This is a genomic window from Streptomyces sp. HD (genome assembly GCF_028369295.1).
Taxonomy (GTDB): Bacteria; Actinomycetota; Actinomycetes; order Streptomycetales; family Streptomycetaceae; genus Streptomyces.
In genome coordinates, this window is the sequence record NZ_JAQMYP010000038.1 from 89,350 (window position 1) to 102,799 (window position 13,450).

The window sequence follows — 13,450 nt, forward strand, 5'->3', positions numbered from 1 at the left end:
TCCCCAAGACGCCTCAGCCGACCCTGTTCACCGCTTCGTCGTCGAAGTCCTCGTCGACATCATCGTCGCCGAAGCCCCAGTCCGGCGAATCCGGGTCGCGCTCGATCCGTTCGCTGGACCAGGAGGCCTGCACGAGCTCGATCCCCGGTACCTCGCTGACCAGGTCGAACGGATCGACGAGATAGGCAACGGCCTCCGCGGTGTCTTCCGTCACACTGCCCTCGGCGTGGACCCGTTCGTCGGGCGGCATGGTGCTGTCGTCGGCGATGCGCCGCAGCGCGGCCTTGGTGAGGGCGTCCTCGTCGTCCACTTCGAGAACGACTTCCACGCGAAGACGGACAAACCGTGATGTTTCTGGAGTACTCATGCCCGGAGAGTACGGCTCTTCTCCCCCGTGACTTTCCCGTGACCCGCGACTTTCACTAACATCGCCCCACACGGCCAATTCGCCAGCGCCACAAGGGGATCGATATTCCGTGCCCGCCGCTCACCGATCGTCGTCCACCGCACGCCGATCGCTGCTGACCGCAACCGCCGCGGGGGCCCTGCTGGGCGCCCTGTGGTTCGTTCCCTCCGCGAACGCGACGGGCGAAGAGCCGGCGAGAACGGGCCCCCCGACGACCTCCACGATGCAGGCACGGGCCGCGTCGGAGAGCACGGACGGCACCACCGCGGACGGCGCGGACACCGGCAGTACGAGCGCGGACGGTACGGCCGCCGACGGCCTCGCCGGGGACGACACCCGGCTCGCCGACACCGGAGGCTTCGACACGACCCCGTACATCGTCGGCGGAACCGCGTTCCTCGCGCTGGGTGCGGGCTTCGTCGCCTACTCGGTTCGCCGGGAACGTCTCGGTTTTTGAAATCACTTGACGCTTCCTTCACCTGGGCTTCATAGTCCGCGCATGAAGAGATCATCGGGCGTGCGCGCAGCCGCCACGGTTGCCGTGAGCGTGCTGTCGCTCGCCCTTGTCACGGGTTGCGGAGGCGACTCCGGCGGTTCTGACGCGAAGGCGCTCAGCTCCGCGGAGTTGAAGAAGGCGATCATCGCCCAGGGCGATGCCGCCGGCTACAAGGTGGACGCCTCCGGCAAGCAGCTGCCGAAGTCCAAGGAACAGGTCACGAGCAGCGAGGAGAAGTGCCGGCCGCTCGCCTACGCCATGGGCGGCCAGGCACCGGGCGACTCGGCGTCGCACACGGCCGTCATGGCCACGCAGGAGAAGAAGAAGCCCACCGGCTCCCCCTCCAAGTCCCTGGAGGACCTGACGGAGGGCGAGTTCGAGGACTCGTTCACGGACGCGCTGAGCCTGAACATGACCGTCGTCGGCCTCTCCTCCTACGACGGCGACGGCGCCACGGAGACCTTCAAGTCCGTGGCGGACGCGGTGAAGAGCTGCTCCGGCGGCTTCCCCCTCACCATGCAGGGCACGGACCAGAAGCTCACCAAGATCACCGAGGAGAAGGCGTCCGGCGCAGGTGACGAGTCGGTCGCGTTCACCGTGGTGAGCGACATGGAGGACGGCGACGTGGGCACCGCGCACGCCGAGGTGGTGCGTCACGGCAGCACGATCGCCACGTACTACACGATGAACCTCGGCCTGATGATGACGGACAAGCCGTACGACGTCCCGGCCGCCGTCATCGACGCCCAGGCAGCGAAGCTGAAGTAACCCGACGACCACCGCACCGGGGCCCTGTCGGCCGTACGAGTCGTACGGCCGGCAGGGCCCCTTCGATGCCACTGAAACGGCCTCATGTCACTGCGGCGGCCGGATGCCACCGCGGCGGCCTCATGTCACTGCAGCGGCCGGATGCAACCGCGGCGGCCTCATGTCACTGCAGCGGGCCGGTGACCTTCTCCGCGGCCGCGACCAACTCCCCGCCGCGCACGAACGCGTCGGCAGCGGCGAGGTCGGGGGCCAGGAACCGGTCGGGCCCGGCGCCGTTGACTCCGGCGGCCCGTGCGGCGTCGATGACGGCCTGGGAGGCCGGTGCCGGGGTGAGCCCCTCGCGCAGCTCGATGGCGCGGGTGGCGGCGTAGAGCTCGACGGCGAGGACGCGCGTGAGGTTGCCGACGGCGGTACGCAGCTTGCGGGCGGCGGACCAGCCCATGGAGACGTGGTCCTCCTGCATGGCGGACGACGGGATCGAGTCCGCGGAGGCGGGCACGGCCAGCCGCTTCATCTCGCTCACCAGGGCGGCCTGGGTGTACTGGGCGATCATCAGCCCCGAGTCGACACCCGCGTCGTCGGCGAGGAACGGCGGCAGACCGTGGCTGCGGTTCTTGTCGAGCAGCCGGTCGGTACGGCGCTCGGCGATGGACGCGAGATCGGCGGCGGCGATGGCGAGGAAGTCGAGGACGTAGGCGACGGGCGCCCCATGGAAGTTGCCGTTGGACTCGACGCGCCCGTCCGGCAGCACCACCGGATTGTCGACGGCGGAGGCGAGCTCCCGCTCAGCGACGAGCCGGGCATGCGCCATGGTGTCCCGCCCGGCACCGGCGACCTGCGGAGCGCACCGCACCGAGTAGGCGTCCTGGACGCGGGGCGCGTCGTCCTGGTGGTGCCCGGTGAGCCCCGAACCCTCCAGCACGGCGAGCATGTTGGCGGCGGAGGCGCCCTGCCCCGGGTGCGGCCGGATGGCGTGCAACTCGGGCGCGAGCACCTTCGCCGTCCCCAGGAGGGCTTCGAGGCTCAGGGCGGCGGTGATGTCGGCGGCCTTGTACAGGCTGTCCAGGTCGGCGAGGGCCATGACCAGCATGCCGAGCATGCCGTCGGTGCCGTTGAGGAGGGCGAGGCCTTCCTTCTCTCGCAGCTCGACGGGAGCGATGCCGTGCGCGGCGAGAAGCTCACCGGCGGGCCGCACCACCCCGTCCGCCCCCTCGGCGTCGCCCTCCCCCATCAGCGTGAGGGCGCAGTGGGACAGCGGCGCGAGGTCACCGGAGCACCCGAGCGAGCCGTACTCGTGAACAACGGGCGTGATACCGGCGTTGAGAACATCGGCGATGGTCTGCGCGACCTCGGGCCGTACGCCGGTGTGCCCCGAGCAGAGCGTCTTGAGCCGCAGGAACATCAGCGCCCGTACGACCTCCCGCTCCACGCGCGGCCCCATCCCCGCGGCGTGCGACCGGACGATGTTGCGCTGCAGCTGGGCCCGCAGCTCCTGGCTGATGTGCCGGGTCGCCAGGGCACCGAAGCCGGTGGAGACGCCGTACACGGGGTCGGGCTTGGCGGCCAGCGCATCCACGATCTCGCGAGCCGCGGCCAGCGCCGCGACCGCCTCCCCCGACAACTCGACCCGGGCCCCGCCGCGCGCCACGGCGAGGACGTCGGACGCGGTGACCCCGGACGTCCCCACCACCACAGTGTGCATATCCATATTCAGGAGCGTACGCACTGAAGACGAAGATGTCACTAGCCGAGAATCGGTTCACCCCTTACCGGAAAGGGCACCGCCGCTTCCCGGCGCCGGCCGACACCGCCCAGAGGGCCAGGGTGCCCGCCACCGTCACGGCACCCGCCCCCGGAACCGCCGCCGCTCCACGGCCCCCTCCCCGAAGGGCTCCGCATCGGCGAGCCGCACCACCGGATCATCAGGCCCCTCCCGCCCCGCCACGACAGGCCGGTCCGACCGCACGGCCTTCGCCTGGTACTGCGCCGCGTCAGCGAGCCGGAACAACCGCCGAGCCGACCGAACGGCCCCGATCTCATCCTCGGTGGACGCCACTCCACAGGCGACCCCCTCCCCCAGCTCCAACTCCCCGGCCCGACGGCACAGTTCATCGGCGGCCTTCACCACGTCATCGGCAGGCGACCCCACGACCAGCAGACAGAACTCGTCCCCGCCGAGCCGCGCCGCCAGAGCCCCGGGCAACATGGCCCCGCACAACGACAACACCGACCCGAACCGCTCCAGCAACCGATCCCCCACGGCATGCCCCCGGGTGTCGTTGACCCGCTTGAGCCCGTTGAGATCACACACCACCAGGCTGACCACGGCACCCTGATCCCGATGCCGCTCGATCGCCTCCTCCAGTCGCACATCGACCGCCCGCCGATTCGCCAGCCCGGTCAGCGCATCGGTGAACGCCAGCCGCCGAGCCTCCTCCAGCCGCTCACTCTGCGCGATCCCGGCGGCCACCACCGAGGCCAGAACGGTCGCGAAGTCGGCGTCCCCCCGGTCGAAGACCGGATCACCGACGGACCGGGCGACATACAGCTCCCCCCACGCCCGTCCGTTCAGCACGATCGGCGCGACGACACAGCACCCCCGCCCACGCCTCCGCAGAGCGGCCACCCGCTGATGGCAGTACCCCGGGTGACCGGCGGAGAGACCGTCGGCCGTCTCCACCCACGCGTTGGGTTCCCCACCGGAGGCCCACCGCTCGTGCAGGAACTCGGTGATCTCCGGGAACTGATGCACCGGATAGGCCTCGTCCCCCGGAAACTCCTCCTCCCCCTGCTTCCGGTCCCCGACGTTCACGAGCACCCGCAACCGCCCGAGTTCCCGCTCCCACACCGACAGCGCGGCAAAGCTCCCGGCCAGCGCCCGACACGCGCCGAGCGCCGCCGCCCGCCAGGACTCACGCGGGGTGTGCGCCGCCGCCATCCCCTGCGCCAACGCCACCACGGCCGCGAGCCGTCTGTCCTCACCCATCACTCCAGGCTAGGGAGTTTTGCGACGATTTGGGATATTGGCGTAGCAAACGGGGAGGTCACCGCAGCCCCGAAGGCCAAATCGCCCCCTGCTCCCGACTCCTCACTCCTACTCCCCCGGCCACTCCGGCTTCCGCTTCTCGTTGAAGGCAGCCACCCCCTCCGCCCGGTCCCCCGAGAACGCCGTGGCCCGCCAAGCGGCGTCCTCGACCTCCAGCCCGGCCCGCAGATCCATCCCGTACCCCACCCGCAACGCCCGCTTGGCGTTCCGCAACCCCACCGGCGAGTTCCCGGCGATCCGAGCCGCGAGGGCCAGCGCCGCCTCCCGGTCCCGCCCCTCTTCCACCAGCTCGTCCACCAACCCCAGCTCCCGAGCCTCGACGGCCTCGACCCGCCGCGCGCTGAAGATCAGCTCCGCCGCCCGTGCGGCCCCCACCCGGCGCGGCAGCAACTGCGTACCCCCACCCCCCGGAATGACCCCGACCGACACCTCGGGCAGCCCCACCACGGCCGTACGGTCGGCCACGATCAGATCGCACGACAACGCCAGCTCGAAGCCACCGCCCAGCGCGAACCCGTGCACGGCCGCGATCGTCGGCACGGGCAGCTCCAGCACCCCGGTGTACGCCCCGCGCGCCACGGGCCGCTGCCGCACCAGATCGGCGTCGGTGAACGAGTTCCGCTCCTTCAGATCCGCCCCGACACAGAACGCCCGCTCATGCGTGGAGGTCAGCACCACCACCCGTACGTCCCGGTCGGCAGCCAGCGCCGCACACGCCCCCGCGATCGAACGGGCCATCTCCGTCGACACGGCGTTCATGGCCTTGGGCCGGTCGAGGGCGAGTTCCGCGACATGCCCCACACCCCCGTCACCATGCCGCCGCACCAGCACGAACTCCCCGTACCGCTCCTCGCTCATGACACCCTCCGGTTAACGTGGGTTAACAACACTCGCCCCGATCATCGCAGCCGGACCCCTCCGGGAAAAGGCCCATCACGAGCAGGTCCCGGCTCCGGGCCCGACACCCCGTTCGAGTGACATCCCGCCCGACTCCCGACCCACCGCCCACGCCGGCGCATAACGTGCGCGAGGCCACGGCGCATCGGGGGCGCGGGCGTGTTGGGAGGGGGATCGTGATGGGACTTGCGGCGGACAGGCCGAAGGCGCGGCAAACGGCACAGGGGACGACGCCGAACGCGGAAGGGGCGGAAACAGCGACGTACGCCACCTCCGCCGGCCTCTTCGGCCCCCGAGGCCGTCACCGCCGCCCCCGTCCCCGCAAGGTCCTCCTCGCGGCCGGCGGCCTGGCCCTGGCGGCCGGCGCCCTGAGCCTCGTACGCCTGACCCCGGACCCCGTCGTCACCGACCTGGGCGCAACGGAATCCGGCGACACCCCGCCCCTGGACCTCGGCACCGACTCGGTCCCGACCCCCCACCCGAAACCCAGCCCGTCAACGACCTCCGCGATGGGCGGCCCGGGCGCGACACCGACAACGGGCACGATCGTCGTACGGACCACGAACACCCCGGTCATACGACAGCGCGAGGTCCTCGCAACGCCCGACGCACCGCGCCCCACACCACACCCACCGGCGACCAGTGAAGCCCCCCGACCGACTGCGACCCCACCACCGACGCCGGACGAGCCCTCCACGAGCCCCCCGTCCCCCCAGCCGACACAGCCCGACGAGAACACGGTCTGCATCCCGGTGATCGCCCTGTGCGTGGACCCCCTGAACGACTGAGCCGCCCGCACAACGCCCCTCAAAGGGCGCGGGGAACTGCGCGACCAGCCACAACGCAACCCGCACCCGACAAACAACAACCACCCAGACGGCGCTCAGTCCCCCGCAGACGCCCTCCGCGTCAGAAGCCACGGCTCCACAACACCCAGCCCCCGCACCGGCCGCTGCCACATCGGCTGCAACGCAAACCGATACACCGGCGGCTCCTCCCCCTCCTTCTCGGCGGCAACCGCCGCCTCCGCCGCCTCCGCCTCGGAGGCCGGCGCCTCACCCGTTCGGATGAGTTCCTCCGCGAACGCGCTGTCGACGAGGACGGCGTCCCGCGGGGCTATGGACGTCAGCCGGGAGGCAAGGTTCACGGTCGTACCGAAGACATCGCCCATTCGAGTGGTCACCGTGCCGAAGGCGATGCCGACCCGCAGCTCGGGCATGGTCTCGTCGTTGGCCATCGTCTCGATGAGGCGAAGGGCGATCTCCGCCGCGACACCCGCGTCATCGGCGGCGTACAGAACCTCGTCACCGAGCGTCTTGATCAGCCGTCCCCCGCGCGCGGCCACCAGATCGGCGGCCGTGGTCTCGAAGGCCTCGACGAGTTCGCCGAGTTCCTCCTCCTCCATCCGGCGGGTCAGCCGTGTGAAGCCGACGAGGTCGGCGAATCCGACCGCCAGCCTCCGGTCGACCATCTCCTCGTCGTCGGCGGTCTGGATGACCCGGCCGGCCGAGGCGGCGAGCTGGCGGCGCCAGACGTAGACGAGGAACTCCTCCAGCTCGGGCAGGAGCAGCTCGATGATCGGATAGGTCACCTCGGTCCGGGTCATGCCCGGCTCCGGGGGCTCGGTCAGGCCCTCCAGGAAGGAGTCGATCTGCCACTCGGCGAGCCGCGCGGTGGTCTGCCCGGTCGACCGGGCCACCTGCACCGCCATGGCCTCGCTGAGCAGCCCCGCCTCGACGAGACCGGCGAGGCGCCTGAGCGCCAGTACGTCGGCCTCGGTCAGCGCCTTGGCCTGTCCGATGTCGGCGAAGCCCATGGCCCGCCAGAACCTGGACGCCAGCTCCATGGAGACACCGGCGCTACGGGCCGCCTGAAACGGGGTGTAGCGCCGCTCGGCGCCGAGGATGAGCTGTTCCAGACGCAGGGCGAGCGGATCCTCGCCGGGTTCGGCGGCGTGGGGGTCCACCCGGCCGTCCGCGCCCGTGCCGGAGCCCGAATCGTCGACGGTCACGCCTGCTGCCCTTCCGATCTGCCGCGGTCAAGTAATCGACCGGCCTTCACTGTACGGCAGGTGTGGGCCACCTCACTCCCGAGAGCCCGCAGGTGATCCCACACCCCTGGCGGCGCGCCGCGAGCGCCCCCACCTCGGCGTAAGCCCCGCCGGCCCACGCCCGAATGTCACGCCAACCGCAGGTGCACGATGTCCCCCGCACCCACCGGCTCCTGCACCCCGTTCTCCGTGGCGATCACCAGTCGCCCGTCCCCGTCGAGCGCGACCGCCTCCCCGGTGATCGACCGGTCTCCCGGCAGCTCGGCCCGCACCACCTTCCCCAAGGTCGCGCACCCGGCCGCGTACGCCTCCTGCAACCCGCTCACCACCGGGTCCCCCGCCGCGGCCCGCCACCGCCCGTACCAGTCCTCCAGCGACCGCAGCATGCCCCGCAGCAGCGGATCCCGGTCGGTGCTGACCGCCCCGGCGAGCGCCAGTGAGCCCGCCTGGGGCACCGGCAGCTCGTCCTCACGCAGCGTGACGTTGATGCCGACGCCGACGACCACGCCGTCGCTCCCGGCCCGCTCGGCCAGGATCCCGCCGGCCTTGCGTTCCTCGCCCCCGACGGTCACCAGGAGGTCGTTCGGCCACTTGAGTGCCGTGTCGACGCCGGCGGTCCGCGCCAGGCCCGTCGCCACGGCGACGCCGGTGAGCAGCGGGAGCCAGCCCCAGCGCGAGATCCCCACGTCGGACGGCTTGAGCAGCACGGAGAAGAACAGCCCGGAGCGGGCCGGAGCCGTCCACTGCCGTTCAAGCCGTCCCCGGCCGGCCGTCTGCTCCTCGGCGACCAGGACGGCGCCCTCCTCGGCCTTGCCCTCGGTCGCCAGGGCCACCAGGTCGGTGTTGGTGGAGCCGGTGCGCTGCACCACCTCCACGTCCCGCCACAGTCCGCCCTCCCGCACGAGCCCGCGCCGCAGCGCGGCGGCGTTGAGCGGCGGACGGTCCAGATCGGACCAACGGCTGTCGTCTGATGCATCTCGCGGCGTCATGCAAGCCACCCTAGGTGTGGTAAACGCCGCACTGCCGATTGGTAGGCACCCCACTACTCTACGGATGAGTAACCGTCCCCCCTTTTGAGCAGGCAGGGAGCCACGATCCCGATGTCCGAGCCGGAAGAGATCGACATCCACACCACCGCGGGCAAGCTCGCGGATCTCCAGCGCCGTATCGAGGAAGCGACGCACGCCGGCTCCGCACGCGCCGTCGAAAAGCAGCACGCCAAGGGCAAGTTGACGGCCCGTGAGCGCATCGAGCTCCTCCTGGACGAGGGCTCCTTCGTCGAGCTCGACGAGTTCGCCCGGCATCGGTCGACGAACTTCGGTCTCGACAAGAACCGCCCGTACGGGGACGGGGTGGTGACCGGATACGGCACCGTCGACGGCCGTCCCGTCGCCGTCTTCTCCCAGGACTTCACCGTGTTCGGCGGTGCGCTGGGCGAGGTCTACGGCCAGAAGATCGTCAAGGTCATGGACTTCGCGCTGAAGACCGGCTGCCCGGTCATCGGCATCAACGACTCCGGCGGCGCCCGCATCCAGGAAGGTGTGGCCTCGCTCGGCGCGTACGGCGAGATCTTCCGCCGCAACACGCACGCCAGCGGTGTCATCCCGCAGATCAGCCTGGTCGTCGGCCCGTGTGCGGGCGGTGCGGTGTACTCGCCCGCCATCACCGACTTCACGATCATGGTCGACCAGACCTCGCACATGTTCATCACCGGCCCGGACGTCATCAAGACGGTCACCGGCGAGGACGTCGGCTTCGAGGAGCTGGGCGGCGCCCGCACCCACAACTCGGCCTCCGGCGTGGCGCACCACATGGCCGGGGACGAGAAGGACGCCATCGAGTACGTCAAGCAGCTGCTGTCGTACCTGCCGTCCAACAACCTCTCCGAGCCCCCGGCGTTCCCGGAGGAGGCGGACCTCTCGATCACCGACGAGGACCGTGAGCTGGACACGATCGTGCCGGACAGCGCGAACCAGCCGTACGACATGCACACGGTGATCGAGCACATCCTGGACGACGCCGAGTTCTTCGAGACGCAGCCGCTGTTCGCGCCGAACATCCTCACCGGCTTCGGCCGGGTCGAGGGCCGCCCCGTCGGCATCGTCGCCAACCAGCCGATGCAGTTCGCCGGCTGCCTGGACATCCAGGCCAGCGAGAAGGCGGCCCGCTTCGTGCGGACCTGCGACGCCTTCAACGTCCCGGTCATCACCTTCGTCGACGTCCCCGGCTTCCTCCCGGGCGTCGACCAGGAGCACGACGGCATCATCCGCCGCGGCGCCAAGCTGATCTACGCCTACGCCGAGGCCACGGTCCCGCTGATCACGGTCATCACCCGCAAGGCCTTCGGCGGCGCCTATGACGTCATGGGCTCCAAGCACCTCGGCGCCGACCTCAACCTCGCCTGGCCCACCGCCCAGATCGCCGTCATGGGCGCCCAGGGCGCGGTCAACATCCTGCACCGGCGCACCCTCGCCGAGGCGGAGGCGAACGGCGAGGATCTGGAGGCGGTGCGGGCCCGGCTGATCCAGGAGTACGAGGACACCCTCCTCAACCCCTACGTCGCGGCCGAGCGCGGCTACATCGACTCCGTCATCATGCCGTCCGACACCCGCAGCCACGTGGTCCGCGGCCTGCGTCAGCTGCGCACCAAGCGGGAATCCCTGCCCCCGAAGAAGCACGGCAACATCCCCCTCTAGGCCTGCTGGGAGCAGCCATGAACATCAAGGTCCTGCGGGGCAACCCGACACCGGAGGAGCTGGCCGCCGCACTGGCGGTGGTCCGCGCCCGCGCCGCGGCGGCAGCAGCCACGCCGCCCGGCGCGCCCAAGCCGCGGGACGGGTGGTCGGACCCGTCCCGCATCGCAGCACACCGCCTGCCTCAGCCGGGCCCGGCGACCTGGGCCCGTACCTACTGGCCTGGCTAAAGGTGCGCTGACACGGCTTCGGCGATCACCTCGTACCCGACGTCGTTCGGGTGCAGGTGATCGCCGAAGTCGTACGACGAGTGCAGGCGGTCGGGGTCCGCGGGGTCGGCCAGCGCCCGGTTCAGGTCCGCCGGCGCGTCGTACTCCCCCGAGCACCGGATCCACTCGTTCAGCTCGTGGCTCACCTTGGCCGCGTGTTCGCCCCAGTGGTCCGAGCCCCCGAACGGCAGCAGGGTGCAGCCGATCACCCGCAGGCCCGCCGCCCTGCCCTGCCGTATCAACTCCCGGTGCCCGGCGATGAGTTCCTCGGCCTCCACCACCGGCGCCGGTTTGTACGTCGGCTGCTCGTCCGTCTCGCTGAAGCCGATGTCGTTGAGGCCCAGCAGGACGACGAGGGCGTCCACGCCGGGCCGGTCGAGGACGTCCCGGCGCAACCGGTGGACACCCTTCTCCCCGTACCAGGCCGAGTCGTTCAGCAGCAGGTTCCCGCCGATCCCGGCATTGAGCACGGGCCGCCCCGTGCGCCCTGCGAGCACGTCCGACCAGCGCCGGTCCGCTCCCACCGTCGACCCGAACCCGTCCGTGATCGAATCGCCGAAGAGGGCGACGGCGTCCGCGCGCCCCGCGTCGACCTCCACCCCCGTCAGGAAGTACCAGGACTCGGTCACCGCGTCGAAGCCCTCGCCGCCCGCGTCCGCCGTCAGGTCGCCCTCGCCCCGGTAGGCGGTCGTGAAGGCCTGGGCGTGAAAGGTCGCGGGCCCGGTGGCGGCGTCGAAGTACAGCGTGACGGTGACCGACTCCCCGGCGACGGCGTCGAGCCGGACGTCGTCGCTGACGGCCTCCCCGTGCGCGGGTATCCCGACCTGCCCGGCGCCCCCGAAGGTGAGCCGCGTCAGCGACCCGGGCAGCACGCCGGCCCGGTCCGCCGTACGCCCCACACTCGCGCCCGCGACCCGGACCGGTGAGGTGCCGTACGCGTTGGAGAGCCGCACCCGCACCCGGCCGCCGCCCGCGGAGAGCCGGACGACCTGCCGCAGCGACTGCCGCCAGAAGCCCTCCTGGGACCAGTTGGGCGTGAATCCCTCGCTGGGGCGCTGAGGTGACGCGGTCCAGGCAGCGGTGAACATGAGACCCCTTCCAAACAGAACTACAGTCCCTTTAGCTAATGGGACAGTAGCACCGTTTAAGGAAAGTTGAGTACGCGTACTCAGGCGGCGCCCCGGATCGCCGACCGACGATGGAAGGCATGCTGTGGTCCGACCCCGAGAACGAGCCGCCCAAGGAACTGCGCGACATGCAGGAGATGTTGCGGCGGCTGGGCGTTCTCATGGCGCTGGCCATGGTGCTCGTGATGATCGTGCTCGGACTGAGGTGAGCCCGGTCGGGCACGCCGATACGCTGACGGCATGACTGATCAGCCCCGCCGCCGACTCATCCTCGCCTCCCAGTCCCCTGCCCGGCTCAACCTCCTGCGCCAGGCCGGCCTGGCCCCCGAGGTCATCGTGAGCGGCGTCGACGAGGACGCCGTCACCGCGCCCACCCCCGCCGACCTGGCGCTGGCCCTGGCCGAGGCGAAGGCCTCCGTCGTGGCGGCGAAGCCCGAGGTCAAGGGCGCGATCGTGATCGGCTGCGACTCGGTCCTCGACCTGGACGGCGAGGCTCTGGGCAAACCGGCCGACGCCGAGGAGGCCACGGCCCGCTGGAAGTCGATGCGCGGACGCGCGGGCACCCTCCAGACCGGCCACTGTGTCTACGACACCCTCACCGGCCGGTACACCTCGGCGACCGCCTCCACGGTCGTCCGCTTCGGCGAGCCGACCGATGAGGAGATCGCCGCGTACGTCGCCTCCGGCGAACCCCTCTACGTCGCCGGGGCGTTCACTCTGGACGGCCGCTCGGCCCCGTTCATCGACGGCATCGACGGCGACCACGGCAACGTGATCGGCATCAGCCTGCCGCTGGTACGACGACTGCTGGCCCAACTGGGCATCGGCATCACGGAGTTGTGGGCGCCGCCGGAGGGGTGACCGGAGAGCCGCCGGCCGGGGAGCCGTCGCCGCCGGCACCCCCGTCGGGGGCGGAGTCGGCGGGCGCCTCGGAGCCGGGCGCGCCCTGGGCGTCGTACGTCATCAGCACCAGCACTATCAGGCCCAGCACGACGACCATGAACAGGAACGCCGTCCAGCCCACCAGCCCCCAGGCGAACGCGCCCAGCAGCCCGTGCACCACCGCCGCGCTGATCAGCAGGATGCGCCCGAAGCCGGCCGGGGCGCGGTCGCGCAGCGCCACGAGCAGGGCGACCAGGCCGCACAGCGCGAAGTAGGCACCGAAGACCAGGCCGCCGATCTTCGAGGACATCGACATCACGTCAGGGTCCAGCCCGGCCAGGGACATGTCCTGCCGGTCGACGACGATCCCGAGGAACCACTGCAGCGCAGCGACGCCGAGCCCCTCGACGAACAGCACGACCGCCACCACCCACGCCACCGGTCTGCGCACCACCGGTCCCCACCCACTTCCGAGCTTCCGCGCTGTTACCCCAAGTACGTACGAGACATCGCGAACGCTACTAACGGGTAAACCCCGGGACAAGGGTTCGGTCGGAGGCAAAGAATCATTGGGCCATTCGTAGGGATTCCACAAAGAAACCGAGTGGCCCGCAGCACGTGATGACAGAGACCTTGGCCACAGCGGAGGGCTAGGGTTTCCCGGAAGAGACCTGCGTGCCGAGGCGCGACATGGGATTTCGCAGGTCGAGCGAGCCTGGAATCACGCTCCGTGTGGGCAAGCTCACCACTGGGGACGGGTCGATGTGGCGTGTCGGCAGTCCCTAAACTCGGCTTGTTTCAAGGAGGGAGCCTCAA

The 13,450-nt window shown here is 70.8% G+C and carries 15 protein-coding genes; 7 read left to right on the forward strand and 8 right to left on the reverse strand.

The features are described from left to right. Positions 1 to 13 precede the first annotated feature (13 nt). Positions 14 to 310 carry a hypothetical protein gene (locus POF73_RS31360; RefSeq protein ID WP_272122264.1) on the reverse strand — a complete coding sequence of 99 codons (297 nt, stop codon included), beginning with the start codon at positions 308 to 310 and terminating at the stop codon, positions 14 to 16. A gap of 166 nt (positions 311 to 476) precedes the next feature. On the opposite strand from POF73_RS31360, the gene POF73_RS31365 reads away from it, so the two are divergent. Further along, positions 477 to 863, forward strand: coding sequence for an LAETG motif-containing sortase-dependent surface protein (locus POF73_RS31365; protein ID WP_272122266.1), 387 nt, complete (start codon positions 477 to 479; stop codon positions 861 to 863). Between the two features lie 42 nt (positions 864 to 905). Further along, the gene (locus POF73_RS31370) at positions 906 to 1,670 is read left to right on the forward strand and encodes a hypothetical protein (protein WP_272122268.1); all 765 of its coding nucleotides are present in this window, start codon (positions 906 to 908) and stop codon (positions 1,668 to 1,670) included. 163 nt (positions 1,671 to 1,833) lie between these two features. Here the strand turns inward: POF73_RS31370 and hutH are convergent, their stop codons facing one another. The 3 genes from hutH to POF73_RS31385 form a co-directional block, all read right to left on the reverse strand. Next, the gene (gene hutH, locus POF73_RS31375; RefSeq protein ID WP_272122308.1) at positions 1,834 to 3,372 is read right to left on the reverse strand and encodes a histidine ammonia-lyase; all 1,539 of its coding nucleotides are present in this window, start codon (positions 3,370 to 3,372) and stop codon (positions 1,834 to 1,836) included. A gap of 135 nt (positions 3,373 to 3,507) precedes the next feature. Next, the gene (locus POF73_RS31380; RefSeq protein WP_272122270.1) at positions 3,508 to 4,656 is read right to left on the reverse strand and encodes a GGDEF domain-containing protein; all 1,149 of its coding nucleotides are present in this window, start codon (positions 4,654 to 4,656) and stop codon (positions 3,508 to 3,510) included. Between the two features lie 108 nt (positions 4,657 to 4,764). Continuing rightward, positions 4,765 to 5,574 carry an enoyl-CoA hydratase/isomerase family protein gene (locus tag POF73_RS31385; RefSeq protein WP_272122272.1) on the reverse strand — a complete coding sequence of 270 codons (810 nt, stop codon included), beginning with the start codon at positions 5,572 to 5,574 and terminating at the stop codon, positions 4,765 to 4,767. Positions 5,575 to 5,792: 218 nt separating this feature from the next. Between POF73_RS31385 and POF73_RS31390 the strand changes: the two genes are divergently transcribed. Further along, positions 5,793 to 6,401 carry a hypothetical protein gene (locus POF73_RS31390; RefSeq protein ID WP_272122275.1) on the forward strand — a complete coding sequence of 203 codons (609 nt, stop codon included), beginning with the start codon at positions 5,793 to 5,795 and terminating at the stop codon, positions 6,399 to 6,401. A 95-nt stretch (positions 6,402 to 6,496) separates the two neighbouring features. Here POF73_RS31390 and POF73_RS31395 read toward each other — a convergent pair whose 3' ends face one another. Next, positions 6,497 to 7,624, reverse strand: a complete 1,128-nt coding sequence (locus tag POF73_RS31395; protein WP_272122277.1) for an adenylate/guanylate cyclase domain-containing protein — start codon at positions 7,622 to 7,624, stop codon at positions 6,497 to 6,499. Positions 7,625 to 7,791: 167 nt separating this feature from the next. Continuing rightward, on the reverse strand, positions 7,792 to 8,652 hold the full coding sequence (locus POF73_RS31400; RefSeq protein WP_272122279.1) for a biotin--[acetyl-CoA-carboxylase] ligase: 861 nt from the start codon (positions 8,650 to 8,652) through the stop codon (positions 7,792 to 7,794). 111 nt (positions 8,653 to 8,763) lie between these two features. Between POF73_RS31400 and POF73_RS31405 the strand changes: the two genes are divergently transcribed. Beyond that, positions 8,764 to 10,359 carry an acyl-CoA carboxylase subunit beta gene (locus POF73_RS31405; RefSeq protein WP_272122281.1) on the forward strand — a complete coding sequence of 532 codons (1,596 nt, stop codon included), beginning with the start codon at positions 8,764 to 8,766 and terminating at the stop codon, positions 10,357 to 10,359. Positions 10,360 to 10,376: 17 nt separating this feature from the next. Continuing rightward, a complete protein-coding gene (locus tag POF73_RS31410) occupies positions 10,377 to 10,586 on the forward strand; it encodes an acyl-CoA carboxylase epsilon subunit (RefSeq protein ID WP_272122283.1) in 210 nt (69 codons plus the stop codon). On the opposite strand, the gene POF73_RS31415 is transcribed toward POF73_RS31410, so the two are convergent. Then, a complete protein-coding gene (locus POF73_RS31415; RefSeq protein WP_272122285.1) occupies positions 10,583 to 11,713 on the reverse strand; it encodes an SGNH/GDSL hydrolase family protein in 1,131 nt (376 codons plus the stop codon). The two genes, POF73_RS31410 and POF73_RS31415, sit on opposite strands and share 4 nt — an antisense overlap. A gap of 119 nt (positions 11,714 to 11,832) precedes the next feature. Here POF73_RS31415 and mmpB point away from each other — a divergent pair, with 119 nt between their 5' ends. Both mmpB and POF73_RS31425 read left to right on the forward strand, forming a co-directional pair. Further along, positions 11,833 to 11,961 (forward strand): morphogenic membrane protein MmpB, encoded by a 129-nt coding sequence (mmpB, locus tag POF73_RS31420; RefSeq protein ID WP_272122287.1) that lies wholly within the window; start codon positions 11,833 to 11,835, stop codon positions 11,959 to 11,961. 31 nt (positions 11,962 to 11,992) lie between these two features. Next, positions 11,993 to 12,613, forward strand: coding sequence for a Maf family protein (locus POF73_RS31425; RefSeq protein WP_272122289.1), 621 nt, complete (start codon positions 11,993 to 11,995; stop codon positions 12,611 to 12,613). Here the strand turns inward: POF73_RS31425 and POF73_RS31430 are convergent. Then, the gene (locus tag POF73_RS31430; RefSeq protein ID WP_272122291.1) at positions 12,582 to 13,088 is read right to left on the reverse strand and encodes a hypothetical protein; all 507 of its coding nucleotides are present in this window, start codon (positions 13,086 to 13,088) and stop codon (positions 12,582 to 12,584) included. The genes POF73_RS31425 and POF73_RS31430 overlap by 32 nt on opposite strands. Positions 13,089 to 13,450 lie beyond the last annotated feature (362 nt).